This is a genomic window from Ciceribacter lividus, from assembly GCF_003337715.1.
In the GTDB taxonomy this organism is placed as follows: Bacteria; Pseudomonadota; Alphaproteobacteria; order Rhizobiales; family Rhizobiaceae; genus Allorhizobium; species Allorhizobium lividum.
On record NZ_QPIX01000008.1, the window covers coordinates 1 to 23129 of the forward strand.

The window sequence follows — 23129 nt, forward strand, 5'->3', positions numbered from 1 at the left end:
CTGGTCTTCCGGGGCGCGCCCCGGAAGACCAGCGGCCGCAGCACCTGGGGAAGATTCAAACGGCACTATTGGGGAGTATTGCTCCGGTACTGACAGGAGCGACTGGCCGAGGCAGGCATCGAGCCTTCCGTCGGAAGCGTTGGCGACAGTTACGACAACGCCCTCGCCGAAACGATCAACGGCCTTTACAAGGCCGAGGTCATCCATCGGCGCGGACCGTGGCGCAGCTTCGAAGCGGTTGAATTCGCCACCCTGGAATGGGTCGACTGGTTCAACCATCGACGCCTCCTCGAGAGCATCGGAAACATCCCGCCGGCCGAAGCCGAGGAGCAGCACTACGCCATGCTGGACGAACCAGCCATGGCTGCATAACTTAAACCAAACAGCCTCCGGTAAAGCCGGTGCGGTTCATTTCCGCGCCGGAAGCTCATTCCACGGCGATGGCTTTCATACGCAATCGAGAGTCGTCGCAGTTCGGGCTTGTGAAGTCGGTCGCTCGGGGCTATTTTGGCGCGCAATATCGGCTCTGCTGACTTTCTTTCGGTTGTCGTTGCCGGTCTTGGCGCAATAGAGACTTGTGTGTTAAAGTATTGATATTGCTTGACATTCGTGTCGTTGAGTAATGCCTTTATGCTATTGTGTATCTCTGACAAAGCTGTTAATGAGGCCGAAACTTTTCAAGTGCGGAGAAGGATCATGATTGGTGTTTTTCTAAACGGCGTTTCATGCGAGACGGTCACGCACTTCTTTCTTTGGACACCGTTCCAGAATGCAATCATTACCGACGAAAACGGTCGCATGCTGGCCGAGGTTTGCTGTGACCGCTGGCGTCAATTCATATGGGAACACGAAGCGAAGAAGTTTACGGTCGCTGACGCGCTGAGCCTTATTCAAGGCGACGACAGTTCAACCGGACGTCTGCAATTTACGGATGTGCGGAAGTCATCGCGTGTGGAGCTCATTCCGAGGCTCGACGCCAATGGCTGTGTAATGGGTGTCGAGGTGCGGACCGGTTCGTTGTACAGGCCAATTGCCGCTCAAGGGCTGATTATGGCGGGAGGGTTCGGGCGTAGGCTAGGAGAGTTGACGAAGAATACTCCTAAGCCAATGCTGCCCATTGGCGACAAGCCGATTGCTGAACATCTCTTGGACAATCTGCTTGATAGCGGGGTCAGCGATGTCTTTATGTCCGTCCACTACTGTAAGGACGTATTGCTTAACCATTTTGGAGATGGCGAGGACTTTGGTGCGCGTATCCGCTATGTGCATGAGGACAAGCCACTTGGGACTGGTGGTTGCCTTTCACTGATCAGCAAGGACATCGAAGCGCCGCTTCTAGTAGTCAACGGCGACATCTTCACGGATCTGCAATTCCATCGCCTGATTGATCATCACAATGCATCCGGCGCCGATATTACAGTCACCGTTAAGCGCCACGCTGTTACAGTGCCTTATGGCGTGATCGAGACGAATGATTACGGCAATTTCATTATGCGTGAGAAGCCGACTTTTTCACACGCCATTAATGCAGCGATCTACGTCCTCTCGCCCAACATCCTCTCGAAGCTGGAACATGGTATCAGGATCGATATGCCTATGCTGATCCAGCAGATGGTTTCGCTAGGTGCCAAAATCAACCTCTTCCCATTGATGGAGACTTGGATAGATATCGGAACTGAGCCGGAGTTGCGTCGGGCACAAGCGACGGTGGGGGTCAAGCCACGGCCCCAGTTGCGAACGGTGCTGGCTGACTATAACCTCGTCAATGACGATCGTGATGTTGTTGATCTGGCGGCCGTGCGGATGAAGATGTGATTGGCGATCTATAGTTCGTCGACGTATGGCGATGAGTTTCACTAGGCGATAGACGCGCCGATGAAATGTGCAGGGGTATGTCTGTTGAATAAGCTGCTATCGTATGCGGCGCTGAACTGCTTGCGATACAGGTAGGTCGTTGATGAATGCGGTCAGTACCCCGTTACCGTCCAAGAAGGTCGTGCACAAATATAGAACAACGTCGTGGGCGCTTTCCAGGAACCCAACGCTTAGGGTCGCCTTGGGGGGACGCATCTCCTACTTGCCTCCGAGCCTTGAAAGGGGCAAAGGTGCCGTTATGGTCGGGTGGGGGCGCCGGCCATCAGGGCTCCAAGCCGTAATTGCCGCCAAAAAATCAGGTTCTCCGTTCCTGCTATTAGAAGATGGATTCTTGCGTTCGATAGACCGCAATAGCTCGTCTCTGTCTTTTGCCTTTGATTCTCAAGGAATCTACTACGACGCAACCGCGCCGTCGACATTGGAAGAATTGATCCGGCAAGGATTGTCTGAGGAGGAACGAAAGCGAGCTACAGACATCATTGCGCGCTGGCGGCTCTTGAGGCTTTCAAAATATAACGCCGATCCAGAGTTCGAGGGCGTACTCCCGGACAGATACGTCCTCGTTGTCGATCAGGTCGCCAACGATTGTTCCGTGGAGTTCGGGTTGGCGAACTCCAAGTCTTTCGGAGAGATGCTAGAAGCAGCGCTTCGCGACAATCCATCATCGACGATCCTCGTCAAGGTGCATCCGGATACCCTGGACGGCGTTAAGACCGGCTATTTTGATCTTGCTAGTTTGAAGGCCGATCCGAAGATAAGAATAATCGCTGACCGTTGCCATGCTGCTCGACTGATTGCTCAGGCTGAGAAGGTCTACACCGTGACGTCGCAGATGGGGTTCGAAGCTCTCATCTGGGGCAAGCCGTTGCGATGCTTCGGCATGCCGTTCTATGCAGGATGGGGATTAACGCAAGATGTCTTGCCAGCGCCGGTTCGCAGAGGACCTGCCTCCCTGGAGCAACTCATCTTTGCAGCACTCGTCCGCTATCCGCGATATGTCGACCCGGCAAACGGTCTTGCGCGCTGTGAGGTGGAGACGGTCATGGAGTACATAGGGCTGCAGCGTCTCGCGGCGCGCGAACAACACAAGACGTCTGGCGTCGTCGTAGAAGACGACAGTGCGAATGTGTCTCGAAACATCTCCAGACCGCGGGCGCTCGCCAATGGGGTTAGCCTTTGGCTGAAAGAGGTCGGCCTCTTGCGCAGGTGATCGTTGGCGTCGAAGAACGGCGATGCCTTACGGAAGGTTCATTGACTGGTGAATGGCAACGTTTCTCGGATGGGGAGTGCTCAAGGGGCAAGATGGAAGATCGGGCCGGCGGGACTATTTCACGTGGCTATATCTCGTTCGAGAGGTGGTCCGACGCTGAGAATCGATGGAGAACTCTTCGGCATTTCGCGGATGCGGATCCTGTCGACCGTTAGTGCCGACTATCATGTGCTGTGTGATACGCCGAGAGCGGCGGCACTGATGGCTAACGGGATTCCGCCAGAAGCGTGCTATATTCTTGGCAAACGACGACTTCTTTCACTCGACGCGGACAAAGCTGTCTACGAGCGAGCATGGAATATCGCGGCTTATCTTCGGGCCGGAACGCGGGGTGTTCGTCCAACAGCGTATCCTCATGAGGCCACCTTCGGCCTCATGCACGCGATTGCGCCAAAATTGCGAATTCATATGGAAATAAACGCACTCGTCGAAGAGCTCGGAGTCGAATGCATCTACATTTCCTCCGAGCGGCTTTTCGATGCCTTTTGCTTATGCGGCTTTCTAAATAATGGCTTCGGCGAGACCTCGCCACCGAGCGGGAATCCTACTCGGAAACCTGCGCGTGATGCTGCCACGTCGAGATCCGGAGCGATCTCCCTTGCCTTTGTTGACGCGGAGGCTCGAGAACGCCCCTTTTTGCAGAAGGCTGTCGACCAGTTGAAGCACGAGCTCTCTGCGGTTTTCAGACACGAGACCATACGGCTAGCGCCGATCAGATTCGGGCAGAAGACAAGGCTGCTCGGGCTGATGAGAATGATGCACCTGTATAGGCGTCTGAGAAAGGGTGGGCACAGCAAATCCGTTGCGTTGTCGATCGCCTTGTCTGCGGCAAGTTACGAGGGCGGGATGCTCGCTTATCTAAATGACATAGCGGCCAGCTTCCGCAAGAGAGCAATTGCCGAGCCGCAGGCCGTTGCGGTTGCGACAAATATAGCGCGGCTCCCAGTCTTATTTGCGATCGCGGGCGCACGATCCGGTGGAGGTCGCACTGCTGCAATTGAAACCATGCTGATCACGCAGCGGAGGCGCTACCCGACCTTCGAACCTGATGATCGCTTCGTGATCGACGAGGGGCAGTCGACACTTATAAAATCCACGGGCACCAATGCTCGTGTCCATGCTTGTGGGTCTGTGCTCGTTGAAGCACGTTCGAGGGAACTTGGACGCGAGCCGTCCGTGTCGCCCCGGGTAGTGATCGCCAGTCAACCTTCGGATCGGGATATGCGCCGAATTATGGCACTTTGCTCCGAGCTGCCGGCACCTGCGGAAATTCGGATATCTGCCCACGCCGAGGATCAGGCGGCGTTCAGAGCATGGCTTGCTGGCATGGGCGGTCGATTCAAGAACCCGGATGTGAGGCTTGACGAAGGCGGAGTGGATCCCTTGAAGACCGCAACCGTTGTGATTACCGCTACAAGCAACATCGCCGTTCTCGCGCAGGCATTGTCGATACCGTCCATTCTTGTGGCCGCGCGACGTGACCTTGAGGACATTTGGCTGGACGGGCCCTACCCCGGCTTGTGGGTCGACCCGGAGAGGGACGATGCGCAGGTTCTGTTCCTCCAAGCGTATCAGCGTGCGCTTTCGGGTGATCTCGGCGAATACCGGAAGATCAACGAAGATCACTTGCGGCCGGGCGTTGCCGCGAGGATCGCGACTGTCTTTGATCACCAGAGGGACTGACCCCGTCTACATCTTCCTGTTTCGTTCGTTCTGACGCTTGGATGCTTCGACGGGCGCCTGTCCGTCTGCGAATGATTTGAGACAGATTGGCTTTGCGAAGATCGGAGTTTCTGGTCCGTCTGTTTGTTGATTTTAAGCTGCTTGCTGCCGGTGTTGCAACCGGCGCTGTCTGATGGTTTCAGATCAGGTTCAGATCATTTGATCCTTTCTCTTTCCAGCAGAATGGTATGTCCGCGTCCGAAGTAGACGTCGGCCGGTGTCAGGTTGCCCAGACTTTCGTGATATCGGCGATGATTGTAGTGATCGACGAAGGCAGCAATCTGGGCCTCAAGGTCCTGCGAGAAGTAGTAGTTTTCCAGCAGGATGCGGTTCTTCAGAGTCTGGTGCCACCGCTCGATCTTGCCCTGGGTCTGGGGATGGCCGGGTGCACCATGCACTTGTTCGATGGATCGCTGTTCCAGCCAATCGCCAAGATCGGCGGCGATGTAGCACGGGCCATGGTCCGATAGCAGGCGCGGCCTGTGCTCGACCCTCACCATATCGCATCCCGAGGCCGTGAGCGCCAGGTTCAGCGTGTCGGTGACATCGTCGACCTTCATGGTGGTGCACAGCTTCCAGGCGACGATGTAGCGCGAGAAGTCATCCAGGATGGTCGACAGATAGAACCAGCCCCAGCCGATGACCTTGAGATAGGTGAAATCGGTTTGCCAGAGCTGGTTGGGCCGGGTCGTCTTATCCTTGAATTCGTCGCCGGCCTTGATGGCGATGAAGGCAGGCGAAGTGATGAGGTCATGGGCCTTGAGCAGGCGATAGACCGAAGCCTCCGACACAAAATACTTTTCCGTATCAGTGAAGCGCACAGCCAGCTCGCGCGGCGACAGTTCGGTTTGCTCCAGCGCCATGTCGATGATCCGGCTTCGACGTCATCCGGGATGCGGTTCCACACCCGTGACGGCGCTGAATGTCGATCCTCAAGTCCCTCGACGCCATGGGCGAGGAACCGATCATACCATCGATAAAAGGTCGAGCGCGGTATGGCGAGTTTATCGAGTGCGGCCTTGATTGGCAGGTGCGATTGCTCAACGATCCGGATGATCTCAAGCTTCTCGGAGGCGGGATATCTCATTCCTCGTCGCCCCCATCCGCTATCATGCTCTTTTTGAGAAGCCGCAGTTCCAGCGCCTGTTCGGCGACGACCTCCTTCAGATCGCGGGTCTCGCGGCGAAGCACCTTCACCTCGTCGGACATGGCAGCACGCGCCGTATCGCCAGCCAGGCGCTTCTTGCCAGCTTCCAGAAATTCCTTCGACCAACTGTAATAAAGGCTCTCGGCAATGCCTTCGCGGCGGCACAGTGCAGCGATACTCTCCTCGCCGCGCAGGCCTTCCAGCACGATGCGGATTTTGTCTTCGGCCGAGTGATGCTTGCGCGTCGCACGGCGGATATCCTTGATGACTTGCTCTGCCGCCGGTTTCTGCGGCCCGGATTTCTGTCTCATCTTCGCTTCCTATGATCGAGTTACGATGAACCAGAAATCCTCTCTTCTCAATTACAAGCCATTTGTCTCAAGGGCGTTGATGGCGGACAGACTGCTCCATCAGCGGCGCTTCTACTGTTTGATCGCGGAGACGTACCATTCAGCACGATCGAATCGACAATCGACATGGTCCTTGGACGAAAGCTCGCCAAGAGAGACAATTTCCCAGCCGCGGGAAAACGCGCGCCGGATGTCTTCCTCGTCCCAGAAGCAGATCGGACCGATGCCAGAAAGGCCACTGTTGACAATGTCATCCATCAGACCGTCGCCGATCTCCCTCGCCCTTCCAACGACAGGATGAGACTTTGAATAGGGGCTGAAAAGAAAAGCCCCGCCGGGCTTCAGGACGCGGCGAATTTCTTCGATCACATCACACGCAACGGACATACCGGCGCAGGTAATCGCGGCACGGTCTATGACGAGGTCGAAAGAACCGTCGACAAAATCGAGCGCACGGGTGAAGTCCCCAATCCGCAAGTCACCTGCAAGCCCCTCTTCAGCAAGCCGCCTCTTCGCCTTCCCCACCGCAATAGCGCTGCCTTCGATGCCGTGTACGGAAAATCCTTCTCGAGCTGCAAACCAAAGATTGGAGCCCGTCCCGAATCCCACTTCGAAGATGGAGACTTCGCTGCGCGCCTTATCACGCGGCGCGTTCCGGAAGACGAAGCTTACAACCGCATCCCAAGGCCAGTTTTGGCTGAAGCCGGCCTCGTAGACGTCATCCCAAATCTTGTCGTATCCAGCAGTACCCGCCACAGAACGTCCCCAATACTATTCTTTATTCCGTCGATATCGTGCATGCACAGCTGCCACCAGGCGCGCCTTCATTTTGCTCTGCAACGCTATACAGAGAACAGGACCCTTTCAGCAACCGCGAAAATCCCGCCAATCGTCGACGGCAACGTGAAAGTTCCTGGTCACTGACTGATCCTTCCTTCACTGCTCTACGCCCTCTAAAAAGAGTTGCACAGAAGAGCTGTTTTGTCCTAGACGTGCACAAACTTCGGAGGGGCTTAAGTATGTCGGCGACTGCGGGCACACGTCAGTTTGACGAGACAATCGAAAATCTTGACGGGGCCTCTATTCTCGTCACCGGTGGTACAGGCTCTTTCGGAAGAAGCTTTGTAAAGCGTCTCTTTGAGGTCGCTAAGCCGCACCGCGTTGTCGTTCTGTCGCGAGACGAACAGAAACATCAGATGATGATCCGCGACCCGGAGTTTGCGCGACACCCGGAGATTCGCTATTTTATAGGTGACGTCCGTGACCTTGACCGCTTGCAGCAAGCGATGTCACGCATTGATTACGTGGTACATGCCGCAGCGATGAAACACATCGACTTGGCGGAATATAATCCTTTTGAATGCATCAAGACCAACGTGATGGGCGCCGAAAACGTCGTGAAGGCCGCGCTTGCGTGCGGGGTCAGGCGTGTGATTGCGCTATCCACGGATAAAGCATGTAATCCGGTTAATCTTTATGGGGCGAGCAAGCTTGCGTCCGACAAGATTTTTATCGCCGGGAACAATCTCGCTGGCAATCACTCCACGCGTTTTTCGGTAGTGCGGTACGGCAATGTTCTCGGTTCGGCGGGTAGCGTCGTACCCTTCTTTCGGAAACTGATGGCCGAGGGAACGGACCACATTCCGATCACGGATGAGCGGATGACGCGTTTCTGGATCACGCTGCGTCAGGGGGTCAACTTCGTACTTTCCAACTTCACGTTGATGCGCGGAGGCGAGATTTTCATCCCGAAGATACCATCCTCTACGATTCCAGATCTTGCTCAAGCCTTAGCCCCGGATCTTCCCACCAAGATCATTGGCATACGCCCGGGTGAAAAACTGCATGAAGCAATGATCACACAGGACGACGCCAAGAATACCGTGGATCTCGGCGACCGCTATGTTATCGAGCCGAGCATTAATTTCTTTGAGCGCGAGCCCTTTCAGGAAGCCAGACCCGTCGATCCATATTTCGTATACAGTAGTGATCGCAATAGCGAGTGGCTGGACATCGACAGTCTGCGCCACTTGATAGACCGTGCGTTTCGAGGCCTATGAACTCCGAAAAGCGAGCTTTTCTGCCTTATGGCAGGCAGTTTTTGGATGAATCTGATCGCGAGGCCGTGATTGCGGCGCTCGAAAGCGATTATTTGACCACGGGACCGGAGGTCGAGCGTTTCGAAGCTGACCTTTGCCGCCACACCGGCGCTGAACACGCGGTCGCCTGCTCCAACGGGACCGCAGCGCTTCACCTTGCTGTTCTGGCACTCGGTATCGGCAAGGGCGACAAGGTTATCGTTCCGTCTATCACTTTTCTCGCTACGGCAAACGCTGTTCACTTGTGTGGCGGAGAGGTGATCTTTGCCGATGTCGATCCCGATACCGGAATTATGACGCCTGAAACGCTCGAGGAAGCGGCAAAACGTGCGGGGGGAGGTTTCTCCGCCGTAATCCCTGTGCATCTAGGAGGGCAATGCGCCGATATGGCAGCGGTTGCAGCCATTGCAAGGTCTTGTGGCGCGGCAATAGTCGAAGACGCTTGCCATGCACTTGGTAGCGTTACCTCCGATGGCGCCGTCGGTGCATGCGTCCACTCGGATGCGGTTGCGCTGTCTTTTCATCCGGTCAAGACGATAACCACAGCCGAAGGTGGCGCCGTCCTCACCCGACAATCCTCACTCGCGAAAAAGTTGCGCGCCCTGCGAAACCACGGCATGACGCGCGATCCGACTGAATTTCTTGACCACGATCTCGCACTCGCGCCTGACGGCTCGGTCAACGATTGGTACTACGAACAGCAACAACTCGGGCTGAACTATCGTCTTCCCGATCTCAACTGTGCTCTCGGACGTTCGCAGCTGGCCAAGCTCGACCGGCTTGTCGAGAGGCGGCGGGCGCTTGTCGCGCACTATGACGCGCTGCTCCGGCGGCTCAGTGACAAAGTGCGTCCGGTCACTCGACTTTCTGGTCAAGAGCCCGGCTGGCACCTCCAGGTGGTGCTTATAGACTTCGAGTCCGTGGGTAAGGATCGCGCTCAGGTAATGCGCGAATTGCGCGCTCGCGGGATCGGTACGCAGGTTCATTATATTCCCGTTCATCGCCAGCCTTGGCAGCGACAGAAGTGCGGACCCGCGAACCTTCCGGGTGCAGATACCTATTACAAACGTTGCCTCTCCCTCCCACTTCACGCCGGTATGAGCGAAGGTGATGTCGATTTTGTCGTCTCGGAACTCGCCGATATCCTGGAGGGTTGACGATGGGTCGAACGTTACACTTTATCGCAGACTGCGGTCCTAGCATCGGATTAGGACACGTAATGCGATGCGCTGCGATCGCATCGCAGGCCCGTGACGCCGGCGTCAATGTCGTTCTGGAGACTGCGCTCCCCGACCATCCGGCATTGGGCAGATGGAGACAACTTGGCTCGCAAATCCTCCGCGGAGCCGATCTTCCGCCGCTGGACGAACGTCCACCAGCAGATGAGACTGTTATTGTACTAGATCGTTATGGTACGCCGCCTGTGACCGGGGCAGCTTTGAAAGCGATAGCACCACTTTGTGTCATAGATGACCTCGGGGATACTGTCTGGCCTGCCGACCTCGTCATCAACCCCAATCCGGGAGCCGACGTTGTCTTCGCAAATGCCTATGCTCAAGCGGAGACCTGTCTTCTCGGCGCGGCATATGCCCTGATAAGACCCGAGATCGCCAACGCCGGTAGCCGAGAGCAGGAAGGAGGCCTCCTGATTACTGCCGGTGGGGGAGAGATGGCGCGGCTCTGCCTCGATCTAGCACAAAGCGTCGAGCGCGCCGGATGCCGTGTCTCAGTCGAGGTTGCCTGCGCAAGTGCCCGCCCCGACGGTCTGCGCGATGAAGTCATCTGGCACCACAATAGCGACCTAGCATCAGTCATGCCCGAAGCCGGTGCAGTGCTCTGCGCGGGCGGAGTCACTGCGCTTGAAGCGGCAAGTCTCGGCAAACCGCTCATCTTGATGATCCTCGCCGAGAACCAACGTGCTGGCGCAGAATGGCTCGTCGATCATGGGGCAGCCGTGTTGCTCGACCGGCCGGGCATGGCGGGTGAAACCGTCCGTCGGCTCCTTGCCAATCCTGTGGCACTTAGGGCGATGGGCGAGGCCGCTCAGAAGACTGTTGACGGCTTTGGCAGCGTCAGGGTCTTTGCAGCCATCGAAAGCCTGTTCGATCACACCAGAACGAGATCCGTGGAGGCCCGATGACCCGTACTGTTGCCATTATACAGGCCCGCTTCGCCTCAACGAGACTTCCGGGCAAAATCATGCTTTCACTCGGAAATTCGACGGTTCTCGCAGAAGTTATCGCACGCTGCCTGCAGGTCGTAGGCGTCGATGAGGTCTGCTGTGCAGTTGCAGAGGGGATTGCAAGTGACGTGATTGCAGCCGAGGCAAGGAAGTCGGGAGCATCCGTTTTTGTTGGCGCCGGCGACGACGTACTTGCGCGATATATCGGCGCTGCCCGCATGAGCCGCGCGGACGTCATCTTGCGGGTAACCAGCGACTGCCCTCTGATTGATCCCGGAGTTTGCTCTGATGTAATTGCGGTGCGAAGCCGCTTCGATCTCGACTACGCCACCAACAATCTGCCGCCGGGCTTTCCGCACGGGCTGGACTGTGAGGCATTTAGCCGTGATGCCTTGGAGGATGCTTTCGAAAAGGCGGCACTTCCAGCGGACCGTGAACATGTGACTCCTTTTCTCAGGCGGGAAAGTTGCTTCACACGGATGTCGGTACGGGCGCCTGACGCAAGCTATGCGCAGCAACGGTGGACGCTGGATCACCCGGAAGACTATATTTTTGTCTACAATGTATTTCGGTTGCTCGGTGGAGAAAGAGCTCCATGGATGGAACTTGCTCGCCTAGTTCAGGAGCGACAGGATCTACTCGGGATAAACGCCTCTCGTGTGGACACGGCAAGGCTGAGATCGTCAATCCTTCTGGCGGATCCTGAGGCGCATCGATGAGAGGATACTCATGATGAGACCCTACAGCATTGATTCGCGCAGCATCGGCACGGGCGATGCGGCTTTCGTCATCGCCGAGGTAGGTATTAACCATTGTGGTGATCGCGAGAGGGCGATCGAGATGTGCCGTGTAGCACATGAGTGCGGCGCCGACGCAGTCAAGTTCCAGACCTTTTCAGCAGAAGAGTTCTGCGGCGATCCCGCCCAGCTCTTCACCTATCGCTCTCAAGGGCGAGAGGTGACGGAGTCTTTGCTCGACATGTTCGAGAGACACGAGCTGTCGAAACCGGACTGGATCGCCATCGAGCGCGCCTGTCGGGAAATTGGTATTACGTTCTTTTCGACACCCCAGAATGTTTCGGATCTCGAACTTCTGCTCGAGCTCGACGTCCCTGCCATCAAGATCGGATCGGACGATTTCACCAACCTTCCACTTATAGAGGCCTATTCGCGAGCCGGACTACCGCTGATCCTCTCCTCGGGCATGAGCAATCTTGCCGAGGTGCACAGTGCCCTTGATGCCGCCGGTTGGTTTGAGGGCGGGGAGGTGGCGCTCCTGCTCTGCACGTCAATGTATCCAACTCCCCCCGAGGAGGTACATCTCGCGCGTCTGACAACGCTGCAAAACGCCTTCCCCGGACTCGTCACCGGATTCTCCGACCATACGATCGGTTCCCAGGCGGCGGCCATGGCGACGGGCTTGGGGGCGAAGATATTCGAGAAACACTTTACGCTCGATCGTGGCCTTCCTGGTCCTGACCATTGGTTTTCAGAGTCGCCGGAGGATCTTGCAGCCTGGATCGAGGCGATTCGGACTGCGGAACGTATCGTCGGGCAGCCGTATGTACGCGCTGCCGCCGGCGAGAACGGCATGAAGACGCTGGCCCGGCGTAGCGTCGTTGCGCTCTTCGATATCGTTGAAGGTGAAGAGCTAGGACCTCATAACATCGGGGCACGCCGTCCCGGTGGCGGTCTGCCCCCTTCCTTTCTTAGTAGCATCACCGGTCTGAGGGCATTGCGCTCCTTGCCGCGCGGCAGCGTTCTGAGCTTTGGAGATTTTGGCAGATGAACGAGGATCACGACAACACATTTGCCCACACGCTCTCGCAAGCTATCCACTTTCCCCCCAACCCCTTTCACCCCTTGGTGTGGATGCTCGGCGAACCGGAAATCGCGGAAGGTGTATTTATCGGAGGGCTGACTATCGTCAACGCGACGGGTGCGCGACTTGTCATCGGGAAAAACTGCGACATCGCATCGTTTGTTTCCATCAATTGCGCCGATTCCCACAAGCGTTGCATCGGTCTAGCCGACGAAATAGAACGCGGAGACATCATTCTCGGCGACCACGTTTTCGTTGGCTCACACAGCGTAATCAAAGGCGGCACCACCATCGGCCATAATTCCGTGATCGCCGCTGGAACAGTTGTGCCGACGGGTGAAATCCCGCCCTATTCGCTCGTGTCAGGAAATCCGGGAACGGTGCGGGTTGGCTACTACGAAGACCGGGTCGCAACTCGTGAAAATCCCGACATGGGGACCTGAGATGCGGACGGAATTTCGGGATGCATATCATGAAGGCTGTGTGATGTCCGATATTGTTCTATCGGCACACCAACCTGCGTATCTGCCGTGGCCCGGATACATCGAGAAGATCGCGCGTGCGGACGTCTTTGTTTTTCTCGATGACGTCCAGTTCGAGAAGAACAGCTTCACCAACCGAAATCGTATTAAGACGGCGAACGGGCCCACTTGGCTCACAGTTCCCATTCTTGCGAAAGGTCACATCAACAAGTCGATGATGGATCTGAGGATCGACGAAACTCGGGATTGGCGTTCCAAGCACCTGAAGTCCATCGAAGGAGCCTACCGCCGTTGTAGTGCTTTTTCTCACGTATTTCCAATCGTTGAAGGCTGGATCTCCAATCCTGAGGATGGCTTTGTAGATTATTGCTGGAATCAACTGCTTGGCTGGGTGAAGGAGGCCGGCATAACGACGCACCTTGTGCGTTCCAGCACACTTGGCATCGCCAGTCGGAAGTCAGATCTTGTGCTTGACCTATGCCTCACCTTCCATGCCACGCGTTATATTTCCGGCGCGCTGGGAACCAACTATTTGGATATTTCTTCGTTTGAAGAGAAAGGCATCTCAGTAGTATTTCAGGATTTTCAAATGGACCACTACCCCCAACCGTGGGGCGAGTTCATACCCTATTTAAGCACAGTGGATTACTGGTTTTCGACCGGTCAACTGCCAAACTTCAGATCACGCTGACGTAGCAAGACTCCGAGATCGTCAGGGCGTTTTTCCGCGCAAGATCCGGCGCGCCAGCACAAAGGCCTCTGCCGCTTCCACACCGACGGTTGCGCCCCGCCAACGGGCAAGATGTTTCACTGCCTCATAGGAGCGCGTGTGCGGCCAAGGTCGCATCTCGTGCGCATATTCAGCAAGAGCCTGCATTTTATCATCCAGGTACGGCGAAATCTCTACAAACCAGTTCGGCACGAAAGCCGCCCCGGTGGGGTCCAATTGCCATTCTGTGGAGGATGCGACTTCGAAAAACAATATCGTATCCACCCCGATACCCGGTTGCGCTCGGCACGCAGTCGCAACGGCTTGGGATACGACACGATGGTCGACGTTTAGATCATGTGGATGGTGGGTATAGATCGTATCCGGCTGAAACTCATGGATCTGTGCCTCGACGAATTTAGCCACGTCGAGAAGCGCGACAGTATCCATCGCGTTGTCGGGGAAATCGCCAAAGACCACCCGATCGACCCCTAAACGTGCATTCGCCTCGCGCGCCGCCCGACGGTGAGCGTCGAGATCAGCTTCGCTAACTGCACCCCTGGCAGTCAGGCCCTGCGCAACGATAACGGTGCGAACAATATGTCCAGCCGTACAATGCGCCCGTATCGAGCCCCCGCAACCGAGAATCTCATCATCTGGATGAGCCGCCACCACCAGTATTCGCCGCACATTTCCTCCTTCTATCACGTCTTTCGTCGAGATTTGGTCAGACCGGTTGCCGGAAGCCATATTCTGCGAGGTCAGCAATATGCGTCACATGTAGGTCGCCATTGGCAAGATATCGGTCCACACATTCCTTATTCCATCCCCATCTTGTTACACTTGCGGCTCGCAGCACCGAGAGCTTCGAATAAGGATAGGGAATAATGACTTCGTCACCGACGAGGTAGGAGATCAATTGCCTTGCTCGAAGTTGCGTGGCTGGGTTGACTGACTGGGATCCTCGCGTGGTAATCAGCGCCGCATAGTTCGCTCGGTCCGTTGGCGCCAGCACCTCAATCGGATGATCGAGTACTCCCCATTTAGCGGAGACAATCACCGGCACCCCCTGCGCAAGGCATTCCAGAGTTGCCGTTCCATGCCACAGCGTTACCAGATCAGTGTACCGCATGATTTCTGGCAAATTGAACCAACGATGACCAAGAACAATGCAATTATCCGGCAGCGGCACCTCAATAAGATCACTAAACATCTCGTTCGGATCTGCTATCTCGCGGATGACCTCATAAGGATGTGGTTTGATGACAAGAAGAACGTCATCGAGACCACGCACCACTTCGATAGTATGGTTTAGCCAGTCTGCCATGTCCCGATGGGCCGGCCCCCCTTCCTCCTCTATGGCGATGTCATAGGTGATCTTGCCGGGCAAGCAGACGACCTTCCCACCCCTGGCTCGATGGGCCACGAGACGGTCGTAGGCGGCCTTCGCCGCTTCCGATCCGTCACCGGGAGCACGCCGAAGCCGGAGAATTTCGTCACTCTCGCGTTCGGCCTCTCCATCTGCGGTCCTTCGGCTCAGCCACTCCTCGAACGCTCGTCTGGTGGCGTGGATACAAACGCGCTGATCGGGATTACGGGTGAGGTTCGCCACAGAAACGGTCGATCCAGCCTGGTTTGTGTTGTTATTCTTGTACTGCTCATAACCTGCATTGAATTCGACATATTCGATCGGCAACTGCCGTGAACAACGAGCAGCGAATTGCTTGTAAATGCAGGCGGGGGAGTAATGCGTCATCGAGCTGAAAATCAGGACACGCTTGCCGGTTTGCTTACTCCAGTTGGCAAGTCGCTCACACATCTGCATGGCGACGTCAGCCCGCACCATGCCGTCCTTGGCGAGTTCGTCCGCCTGTTTGCCCTCGATAATGCGATAGCGACGCTGCGCAGTCGCTATTCTCTCGGTAATGGGCTGATAGAGATCATAGCCATTGCGCTCGATGTTCCGCTGATACCCGCCCGGCCAGTCAGGATGCGGACCGCTTGCCTGTTCGGCATCGACGAAACGGCGGCCTGTCGGATCAATCGCACCGTTCAACGCCTTCAGCTCGGGATCAGCAGGCTCAAATGGCAAGACCGACGGAGAATCCAAGTATACCGTCTCGTAGCCACGTCGGCGCATTTCACAAGCGGCGATCCCCGTCCACAACATAACCAGCGGCGACCGTTGTGTAAGAATAGCAACGACGCCTTTCGCAGGTTCGGCCACTGCAACCGAGGAAATCAGTTCACCGGTGTCAACCACGATCTGAAGCCAGTCAAGGCGCAAGCGAAGCGCGGCATTTCCGTTCTCTCTCCCGCTGTATTCTAGTTCAACCTCGAGAGAGGACCGCGCCTCGGTAATCGCGTCGATCATTTCATCTCGCCTGCCGAGCGCATTCAGCGCCTCCGCCGCAATGATCGCAAGCTCGGCGTTATTGCCTCTCTGTCGCTGCACTCTTATCGCAATCTCAAGAGCCTCTTGTGGCTCACCCATCCGAAGGAGGTAGTTTGCTAGACTCGTTGAAAGCGCGGCGTCATGCGGCACAAGTTCTATGCCACGCCGACAAAGATCGACCGCCTCTCGAACCCGGCCTGCCTTGACCATCATAGCCGCCCAACTGCGCATCCAACCACCGTCCCCGGGCAACGCAGTAAGACCTTCGGAGCAGATTTCATCGATCGCGTTCCAGTCGCATCTTCGAGAAAGTCGATCGAGCAACCTATGGGCCAGCGCGAGCCACTCGGGATTTGCCTTTAAAAAGCCCCGAGCGCGGAAGTTCGCCTCCGTCTCTATGCCGGCATCGGCCAGTAACGTGTCTATCCTGATCGCGCGCCGCAAATCGGCAGGCTCAAGTTCCGCCAACCGCCTCGCCGCAACAGCCGGGCGTTCCGCCTCGGCCTCGACATAGAAGGACTCAACTTGGGGTCGTACTCTCACATCCTCAAGCGCAGCCGAAAAAACGTCCGCGAAATAGGCCATTCTGCCTGCATCGCGAGCGACCCGAACGAGGCTGTCCCAGCCCTCGACCGGAACGCCGTTCTCGATCGTCATGCTCCGAAGCTGAGACCAAGTCTCCTCGCAGTCGGTGCCGTGCAGCGCCACCAGAGCGGAGAGAAATTCCTCGCGGACGAGTCTGCCTCTGATGTCCGCTGCCTGCGCCGGCGTGAGGGCAAGATTTTCGCTTCGCCGAAGCCACATTATTGCCGCTTCGTGTCGGCCACAGGCACTTTCAACGTCGCACAACAGTATCGCGAATGCCGGCTGTTTGCCTGCGGCGATCTCCAAGCCCTTGGCACATTCGGCAGCGTCCTCGCAGCGCCCTCGCCGGAGAAGGACCCGCGTAACCGTATCTCGCAAGCTTAAATGATCGGGATTTTCGGACTGACGGCGGAGAATTGTGGCTACAAGCTGCGACGCCTCCGGCTGTTTACTGATCAACCGCCCCGCCGAAACCGCGAGCGCAATATCTTCCGGATCTCCGGCAAGTGCAGCGTCTAATAAGTTGAAGCCTTCCGCCGGGCAGACACCACGTATGAGTGCACGTGCAACTTCGACCAACACACCTCTCATAGCCGCGCCGCTGAAATGAATGCTGAGAACCCAACCCCGAGCTTCCTCTGCTGCCGCGTGCGAATAGAGCCGCAGTCCCTCATGAACGAGCTGCTCTCTGGACAGACTTTCCGCTGCATTCGTGGGGTCAGGTATGCTGACTGCACCTTTGCCATCGGCCGAAATTAACAAAACAACCCCCAAGTTCAACCATAGGTGAAATTGCGCGTAGAAATCACGGTACACCGGCAAAGTCAAACGGACATCCCTGGATATTGTCCCTCGGCTTACGATTGCCTTTTCAAACCGGCTGAATTCGCTGATGCCACCAGAAGGACCAGCTTACACCGCACAACCTGGAGCCATCTAAGCACGATACAAACATGCCACCATCGACCCCCTCCTCTCCATTTGACTCCCGCCCCACCCTCAGTATACCTTCACCTCCAAATTGGCTTGACCACCTGACGACCTGATTGGAAAGTCGACGCAATGGTGTCATCGATGTTCACGGTCATGGAGACGCGGCGGCTCTACCGCCAGGTCGCGGACCAGATGCGCAGCCTGATCGAGCGGGGCGAGCTGCCGGCCGGCTCGCGCCTTCCGGCCGAGCGCGAGCTCGCGCAGCGCCTCGGCGTCTCCCGGCCGACGGTTCGCGAAGCGCTGATCGTGCTGGAAGTCGAGGGCTTGATCGACATCCGCATGGGCTCGGGCGTCTATGTCGCCGCGCGCAAGGCGTCGGCGGCAGGCGCACCGCCCGAAGATTTCGAGGGTCCCTTCGAGTTGCTGCGGGCACGCGCCGTGGTGGAATGCGCCGTCGTCGAGGAGGCCGCCCGTCTCGCCCGGCCCGAACATATCGCACTCCTCGACCGGAACCTCGAAGAGATGGTGGCGGCGGTCGACGACCGGCACCGGGCGCTGGCACTCGACCGGGAGTTCCACGTCATTGTTTCCAGCATCATCGCCAACGCGACCCTCAACCGCTTCGTCGGCAGCATGCACGACATGCGCATGACGCCCTATTTCGAGAAACTGGCGAGCTATTTCGAGAACCGCCGGACCTGGCAGGCCGCGACGGAGGAGCATCGCGCGATCCGCGACGCGATCGCCGCCAACGACCCGGCCGCCGCCCGCAAGGCGATGTGCGACCATCTGCAACAATCCGAACTCCGGCTCTCGGAGAGCTTCGGGGAAGACCATTCGTCCGAGACAGCCGCGACTGCGGCGGGAGGACAGGCCGGAGGACTTTGACGACACGTTCCAGCGACTTCAACTTGGGAGGAGAAAAAGATGAAGTTCAGACTGACGATGCTACTCGGTGCGACTGCTGCAATTCTCGCCTCGGCGATCACCGCCCAGGCGGAGACGGTGCTCAAATGGGCCCATGTCTACGAAACATCCGAGCCCTTCCACACCGAATCGGTGTGGGCGGCGGAAGAAATCGCCAAGCGCACAGACGGGCGCTACAAGGTCGACGTCTTCCCGGCTTCGCAGCTCGGCAAGGAAGCCGACATCAACCAGGGCCTGAAGCTCGGCACCGTCGATATCATCATTTCCGGATCGAGCTTCGCCGCGCGTGAGTATCCGCCGATCGGCGTCACCTACTATCCCTATACCTTCCGCGATCCGGCGCACCTGATTGCCTATACCAAGAGCGACGTCTTCAAGAAGCTCGCCGCCGGCTACGAGCAGGCCTCCGGCGGCAACCATATCGCTGCCGTCACCTATTACGGCACCCGCCACACCACCTCCAACCGGCCGATCGCCAAGTGCGCCGACATGGCCGGCTTAAAGATCCGCGTTCCGGACGTCCCGGCCTACCTCGCCATGCCGCGCGCCTGCGGCGCCAACACGACGCCGATTGCGTTTGCCGAAGTCTACCTCGCACTCCAGAACGGCACCGTCGAGGCGCAGGAAAACCCGCTCACCACGATCGAGGCGAAGAAGTTCTACGAAGTCCAGAAGAACATCAGCCTCACCGGCCACATCGTCGATCACCTCAATACGGTGGTCTCCGGCATGCTGTGGGCGAAGCTCTCCGATGAAGACAAGAAGATCTTCACCGAGGTGATGCAGGAGGCTGCCGAGCGCAGCACGAAGATCATCGAGGAGCGCGAAAAGGCGCTGGTCGACAAGTTCAAGGAGCGGGGCATCACCGTGACCGAGGTCGACAGGTCCGACTTCGAGAAGGCGGTGATGGAGAAGGTGAGCTTCGAGGAGTTCGGCTACGACAAGGCCGACTGGGAAGCCATCCGCGCCGTCAAGTAAGACGGCACACGCCCATCGCGCCCGGTGCCTGCGTCGCCGGGCGCCCCCCTTCCCCGAGATTGGCGGAGTTTCCCGATGAAGGAACAACAGCACGCTCAGGTCAGCGTCGAAGAGATGGCGCATGCCTTCGAGGAGGACACCGGCCCGGCTGACCTCTCCTCCTATGCGGTGGAGGACTGGCTCAACATGGCCGTCTTCTGGCTGATGGCGGCCTGCGTCTTCCTGCAGTTCTTCACCCGCTATGCGCTGAACAACAGTCTCGCCTGGACCGAGGAGATCGCCGCGAACTGTCTCGTCGTCATCGTGTTTCTCGGCTCGGTCATGTGCGTGCGCATGGCGCGGCACATCCAGGTGGACCTTCTCTACCGCTTCCTGCCACCGAAGATCGGGCGTCTGCTGCAGCTCCTGGTCGATTTCATCGTCATCGGCTTCTTCGCCTACACGACCTGGCTGATGTGGCGGTATATCGCCATCGTCGGCAACGAACGCATGGTGACGGTCAACCTGCCGCGCGGCTATGTCTTCTATACCGTGTTTGCCGCCTTCGCGCTGATGCTGGCGCGCTCCGTGCAGAACTTCGTCAGGGACATGATCAACGAAAAGACCGTTCGCGAGCAGGCGAGCGAATCCGGCATTCAGGGGGTGTGACACGTGCTGCTGCTCATCGGATCCTTCCTCGCCCTCACGATCATCGGCACGCCCGTCGCCGTCTCGCTCGGCGTCTCGTCGCTCCTCTATCTTCTGATCTATGGCGTCGCCCCGGACATCATCGCCGCCCAGCGGATGATCGCCGGCGTCGAGAGCTTTCCGCTGATCGCCGTTCCCTTCTTCATCCTCGTCGGCAACCTCATGAACATCGCCGGCGTCACCGGCCGCATCTACCATTTCGCGCTCTCCCTCGTCGGCTGGATGAAGGGCGGCCTCGCACAGGTCAACATCATCGGCTCGGTCGTCTTCTCCGGCATGTCCGGAACGGCGCTTGCGGATGCCGCCGGCATCGGCACGATCGAAATCAAGGCGATGAAGGACCACGGCTATCCTGTGGAAGCCGCCGTCGGGGTGACGGCCGCCTCCGCGACCCTTGGCCCGATCTTCCCGCCCTCGCTCCCCTTCGTCATCTACGGCATGATGGCCAATGTCTCGATCGGCGCGCTGTTCATGGCCGGCATCCTGCCGGGCATCGTGATGGCGGGCCTGATGATGCTGACGGTCTTCATCTTCGCGCATCGCAAGGGCTGGGGCTCGGACACGCCGTTCGAACTGAGGCAGCTCGGGGCGGCCTCGCTCGAGGTCGCCATCGTCCTCTGCTTCCCGGCCGCGGTCTACATGCTGATTCTTGCCGGCCTGTCGATCAACATCGCCGTCTTCATCGCGCTTGCCGCGCTCATCGCGCTCGACTGGTATTTCGATTTCCACGCGGTCATGGCCCTGATGACGCCGGTGCTGCTGATCGGCGGCATGACCATGGGCTGGTTCACCCCGACCGAGGCCGCGGTCGCAGCGGTCATCTGGTCGCTCTTCCTCGGGCTTGTCCGCTATCGCACCATGACCCTGCGCACGCTGGCGAAGGCGAGCTTCGACACGATCGAGACCACCGCCTCGGTGCTCTTCATCGTCACCACGGCGTCGATCTTCGCCTGGTTGTTGACCGTCAGCCAGGCGGCCCAGCTCTTCTCCGACTTCATGTTCTCGCTGACGGACAGCTGGTGGACCTTCCTGATCATCGTCAACGTCCTGCTGCTGATCGTCGGCGCCTTCCTCGACACCATCGCGGCGATCAGCATCCTGGTGCCGATCCTGATGCCGATTGCGGCCCGCTACGGCATCGATCCGGTCCATATGGGCCTGATCTTCACGCTGAACCTGATGATCGGCCTCCTGACGCCACCGGTCGGCATGGTTCTCTTCGTGCTCTCGCGGATATCGAAGCTGTCGGTGGAGCGCACCTCGATGGCGATCCTGCCGTGGACGATCCCGCTGTTCGTGGCCCTGTTGCTGATCACCTTCATCCCGGCGATCACGCTCTGGCTGCCGACCGAACTCGGCCTGCTGCGGTAGAGGTGCGAGGATGCAGACGCGCTTCGCACGCCTCTACGGCCGCCGTGACCTCAGGGTCGAGGATGCGCCGGTTGCGTCGCCCGGGCCCGGCGAGGTCCTCCTGAAGATGGCGGCGGGCGGCATCTGCGGCTCGGACCTCCACTACTATCAGGATGGCGGCTTCGGCCCCGTCAGGGTGCGCGAGCCGATCATTCCCGGCCATGAGGCCTCCGGCCATGTCGCCGCCCTCGGCGCCGGGGTCACCGGCCTTTCGCTCGGCGATCTCGTGGCGGTCAATCCGAGCCGGCCCTGCGGCACCTGCCGCTTCTGCCGGGAGGGGCTTCCGATCCACTGCCTCGACATGCAGTTCATGGGAAGCGCCATGCGCCTTCCGCATGCGCAGGGCATGTTCCGCGACTGGCTCACGGTGCCGGCGTTCCAGTGCCTGCCGGCGGGCACCCTCGTCGGCGCGGACGAGGCGGCCTGCGCCGAGCCGCTCGCCGTCTGCCTTCATGCAGCCGCCCGCGCCGGCGGCCTCGCGGACAAGCGGGTGCTGGTGACGGGCGCCGGTCCGATCGGCGTGCTCGCCGTCGCCGCCGCGCGCCATGCGGGGGCCACCGAGATCGTCGCGACCGACCTTGCCGATGCCGCGCTCGACCGCGCGATTGCCATGGGCGCGACACAGGCGATCAACGTCGGGAAAGAGCCCGGTCGACTGGCGGCCTACGAAAGGGACAAGGGCTATTTCGACGTCGCCTTCGAATGTTCCGCCGCCGAGGCCGCGCTTCGCAATGCCATCGCAACGGTCCGGCCGCGCGGGACGATCGTCCAGGTCGGCGTGACCGGAGACATCACCCTCCCCCTGAATGCGCTCGTCGGAAAGGAACTCCAGCTCGTCGGGACACAGCGCTTCGATCGCGAGTTTGCGCTGGCCGTCGACCTCATCGCCGCCCGACGGATCGATGTCCGGCCGATCATCTCGCATAGCTTCCCTCTCGAAGAGGCAGTCGCTGCCTTCGAACAGGCTGGCGACCGCACAAGGGCCTGCAAGGTCCAGGTCACCTTCTTGCCCTGAGTCAGTCCCGATCACGGCCGGATTTTGCGGTCACGGCGAGATTCAGGCCGCAGATTTGCTGCCGACGCATGCCTCCCGTGCAAAATTTGATCTCCTGTTTTTTCGGCAAACGCCTAAATAGAAGGCGTCAGATCGAAGGACAAATGCTATGAAAATCGGCAACGCAATCACCGAATACTTCCGCCTCCGCAAGGCCTATCGCGAACTCTCCCGTCTCGACGACGCGTCCCTGAAGGACATCGGCGTCTCGCGGTCGCAGATCCGCCAGGCCGTTTTCGGCCGCTGAGGCGAAGAGGCCCGGCGACGGGCCAACCAAAGAAGCCGGCAGGGTGATCCTTTCCCGGCAGACGACGACAACCCGGCCATGGCCTTCAAAAGCCCGCGGCCGGGATATTTTTTTGAAGGTCCCGCGGGAATCGGCAGAGCGACCTTCCTCGCCTCCCATCCTTCCCTTCCCCTTGCGTCAGCAGATATGGCCACCCGCCGCGCCCGAGGTCATCGGCAACTGTGGACAAGTGCGGGCCGGCCCGAAGACTCTCCCG

General features: G+C 58.4%; 19 protein-coding genes and 2 pseudogenes. 17 read left to right on the forward strand and 4 right to left on the reverse strand.

Going from position 1 to position 23129, the window contains the following annotated elements; all coding sequences use genetic code 11:
- Positions 1-96: 96 nt before the first annotated feature.
- The 4 genes and pseudogenes from DFR48_RS14555 to DFR48_RS14570 all read left to right on the forward strand — a co-directional run.
- A pseudogene (locus DFR48_RS14555) lies at positions 97-372 on the forward strand (integrase core domain-containing protein); the annotation flags it as partial.
- A gap of 324 nt (positions 373-696) precedes the next feature.
- Complete coding sequence (locus DFR48_RS14560) at positions 697-1815, forward strand: nucleotidyltransferase family protein (RefSeq protein ID WP_170141889.1); 1119 nt, start codon at positions 697-699, stop codon at positions 1813-1815.
- Positions 1816-2113: 298 nt separating this feature from the next.
- Positions 2114-3085 carry a capsular polysaccharide export protein, LipB/KpsS family gene (locus DFR48_RS14565; RefSeq protein ID WP_210205999.1) on the forward strand — a complete coding sequence of 324 codons (972 nt, stop codon included), beginning with the start codon at positions 2114-2116 and terminating at the stop codon, positions 3083-3085.
- A gap of 261 nt (positions 3086-3346) precedes the next feature.
- Positions 3347-4828: a hypothetical protein gene (locus tag DFR48_RS14570; RefSeq protein WP_147273548.1), complete on the forward strand. Its 1482-nt coding sequence runs from the start codon at positions 3347-3349 to the stop codon at positions 4826-4828.
- Between the two features lie 194 nt (positions 4829-5022).
- Here the strand turns inward: DFR48_RS14570 and DFR48_RS14575 are convergent.
- A pseudogene (locus DFR48_RS14575) lies at positions 5023-6325 on the reverse strand (IS3 family transposase).
- Between the two features lie 111 nt (positions 6326-6436).
- The gene (locus DFR48_RS14580) at positions 6437-7120 is read right to left on the reverse strand and encodes a class I SAM-dependent methyltransferase (protein WP_114363881.1); all 684 of its coding nucleotides are present in this window, start codon (positions 7118-7120) and stop codon (positions 6437-6439) included.
- Between the two features lie 263 nt (positions 7121-7383).
- Between DFR48_RS14580 and pseB the strand changes: the two genes are divergently transcribed.
- The 7 genes from pseB to DFR48_RS14615 all read left to right on the forward strand — a co-directional run bounded on the left by pseB (position 7384) and on the right by DFR48_RS14615 (position 13639).
- Entirely contained in the window at positions 7384-8424 is a 1041-nt protein-coding gene (pseB, locus tag DFR48_RS14585; RefSeq protein WP_114363882.1) for a UDP-N-acetylglucosamine 4,6-dehydratase (inverting), read from the forward strand.
- The gene (pseC, locus tag DFR48_RS14590; RefSeq protein WP_114363883.1) at positions 8421-9620 is read left to right on the forward strand and encodes a UDP-4-amino-4,6-dideoxy-N-acetyl-beta-L-altrosamine transaminase; all 1200 of its coding nucleotides are present in this window, start codon (positions 8421-8423) and stop codon (positions 9618-9620) included. Before pseB ends, pseC begins: the two co-directional genes overlap by 4 nt.
- A 62-nt stretch (positions 9621-9682) precedes the next feature.
- Positions 9683-10603 (forward strand): hypothetical protein, encoded by a 921-nt coding sequence (locus tag DFR48_RS14595; protein WP_147273549.1) that lies wholly within the window; start codon positions 9683-9685, stop codon positions 10601-10603.
- Positions 10600-11364, forward strand: a complete 765-nt coding sequence (locus DFR48_RS14600) for a cytidylyltransferase domain-containing protein (RefSeq protein WP_114363885.1) — start codon at positions 10600-10602, stop codon at positions 11362-11364. Before DFR48_RS14595 ends, DFR48_RS14600 begins: the two co-directional genes overlap by 4 nt.
- 13 nt (positions 11365-11377) lie before the next feature.
- Positions 11378-12433: an N-acetylneuraminate synthase family protein gene (locus tag DFR48_RS14605; RefSeq protein ID WP_170141890.1), complete on the forward strand. Its 1056-nt coding sequence runs from the start codon at positions 11378-11380 to the stop codon at positions 12431-12433.
- Positions 12430-12909 carry an acyltransferase gene (locus DFR48_RS14610; RefSeq protein WP_114363887.1) on the forward strand — a complete coding sequence of 160 codons (480 nt, stop codon included), beginning with the start codon at positions 12430-12432 and terminating at the stop codon, positions 12907-12909. Before DFR48_RS14605 ends, DFR48_RS14610 begins: the two co-directional genes overlap by 4 nt.
- Positions 12910-12952: 43 nt before the next feature.
- Positions 12953-13639 (forward strand): WbqC family protein, encoded by a 687-nt coding sequence (locus tag DFR48_RS14615; RefSeq protein WP_170141891.1) that lies wholly within the window; start codon positions 12953-12955, stop codon positions 13637-13639.
- Positions 13640-13660: 21 nt separating this feature from the next.
- Here DFR48_RS14615 and DFR48_RS14620 read toward each other — a convergent pair whose 3' ends face one another.
- Positions 13661-14425, reverse strand: coding sequence for a PIG-L deacetylase family protein (locus tag DFR48_RS14620; RefSeq protein ID WP_245415619.1), 765 nt, complete (start codon positions 14423-14425; stop codon positions 13661-13663).
- On the reverse strand, positions 14385-17465 hold the full coding sequence (locus tag DFR48_RS14625) for a hypothetical protein (RefSeq protein WP_114363890.1): 3081 nt from the start codon (positions 17463-17465) through the stop codon (positions 14385-14387). The genes DFR48_RS14620 and DFR48_RS14625 overlap by 41 nt, the downstream gene beginning before the upstream one ends.
- Positions 17466-17711: 246 nt before the next feature.
- Between DFR48_RS14625 and DFR48_RS14630 the strand changes: the two genes are divergently transcribed.
- The 6 genes from DFR48_RS14630 to DFR48_RS14655 all read left to right on the forward strand — a co-directional run bounded on the left by DFR48_RS14630 (position 17712) and on the right by DFR48_RS14655 (position 22873).
- A complete protein-coding gene (locus tag DFR48_RS14630; RefSeq protein ID WP_114364163.1) occupies positions 17712-18458 on the forward strand; it encodes a FadR/GntR family transcriptional regulator in 747 nt (248 codons plus the stop codon).
- Between the two features lie 39 nt (positions 18459-18497).
- Positions 18498-19475, forward strand: coding sequence for a sialic acid TRAP transporter substrate-binding protein SiaP (locus DFR48_RS14635; protein WP_114363891.1), 978 nt, complete (start codon positions 18498-18500; stop codon positions 19473-19475).
- 75 nt (positions 19476-19550) lie between these two features.
- On the forward strand, positions 19551-20123 hold the full coding sequence (locus DFR48_RS14640) for a TRAP transporter small permease (protein WP_114363892.1): 573 nt from the start codon (positions 19551-19553) through the stop codon (positions 20121-20123).
- A gap of 3 nt (positions 20124-20126) precedes the next feature.
- A complete protein-coding gene (locus tag DFR48_RS14645; protein ID WP_114363893.1) occupies positions 20127-21533 on the forward strand; it encodes a TRAP transporter large permease in 1407 nt (468 codons plus the stop codon).
- Positions 21534-21543: 10 nt separating this feature from the next.
- Positions 21544-22587 carry an L-idonate 5-dehydrogenase gene (locus tag DFR48_RS14650; RefSeq protein WP_114363894.1) on the forward strand — a complete coding sequence of 348 codons (1044 nt, stop codon included), beginning with the start codon at positions 21544-21546 and terminating at the stop codon, positions 22585-22587.
- Between the two features lie 148 nt (positions 22588-22735).
- Entirely contained in the window at positions 22736-22873 is a 138-nt protein-coding gene (locus DFR48_RS14655) for a DUF1127 domain-containing protein (protein ID WP_112691827.1), read from the forward strand.
- Positions 22874-23129 lie beyond the last annotated feature (256 nt).

Coding starts and splice junctions, on each gene's coding strand:
- DFR48_RS14655 (WP_112691827.1), top strand. CDS start 22,736: ATGAAAATCGGCAACGCAATCACCGAATACTTCCGCCTCCGCAAGGCC.
- DFR48_RS14570 (WP_147273548.1), top strand. CDS start 3,347: ATGGCTAACGGGATTCCGCCAGAAGCGTGCTATATTCTTGGCAAACGA.
- pseB (WP_114363882.1), top strand. CDS start 7,384: ATGTCGGCGACTGCGGGCACACGTCAGTTTGACGAGACAATCGAAAAT.
- DFR48_RS14640 (WP_114363892.1), top strand. CDS start 19,551: ATGAAGGAACAACAGCACGCTCAGGTCAGCGTCGAAGAGATGGCGCAT.
- DFR48_RS14595 (WP_147273549.1), top strand. CDS start 9,683: ATGCGATGCGCTGCGATCGCATCGCAGGCCCGTGACGCCGGCGTCAAT.
- DFR48_RS14565 (WP_210205999.1), top strand. CDS start 2,114: ATGGTCGGGTGGGGGCGCCGGCCATCAGGGCTCCAAGCCGTAATTGCC.
- DFR48_RS14605 (WP_170141890.1), top strand. CDS start 11,378: ATGAGACCCTACAGCATTGATTCGCGCAGCATCGGCACGGGCGATGCG.
- DFR48_RS14650 (WP_114363894.1), top strand. CDS start 21,544: ATGCAGACGCGCTTCGCACGCCTCTACGGCCGCCGTGACCTCAGGGTC.
- DFR48_RS14610 (WP_114363887.1), top strand. CDS start 12,430: ATGAACGAGGATCACGACAACACATTTGCCCACACGCTCTCGCAAGCT.
- DFR48_RS14635 (WP_114363891.1), top strand. CDS start 18,498: ATGAAGTTCAGACTGACGATGCTACTCGGTGCGACTGCTGCAATTCTC.
- DFR48_RS14630 (WP_114364163.1), top strand. CDS start 17,712: ATGTTCACGGTCATGGAGACGCGGCGGCTCTACCGCCAGGTCGCGGAC.
- DFR48_RS14560 (WP_170141889.1), top strand. CDS start 697: ATGATTGGTGTTTTTCTAAACGGCGTTTCATGCGAGACGGTCACGCAC.
- DFR48_RS14600 (WP_114363885.1), top strand. CDS start 10,600: ATGACCCGTACTGTTGCCATTATACAGGCCCGCTTCGCCTCAACGAGA.
- pseC (WP_114363883.1), top strand. CDS start 8,421: ATGAACTCCGAAAAGCGAGCTTTTCTGCCTTATGGCAGGCAGTTTTTG.
- DFR48_RS14615 (WP_170141891.1), top strand. CDS start 12,953: ATGTCCGATATTGTTCTATCGGCACACCAACCTGCGTATCTGCCGTGG.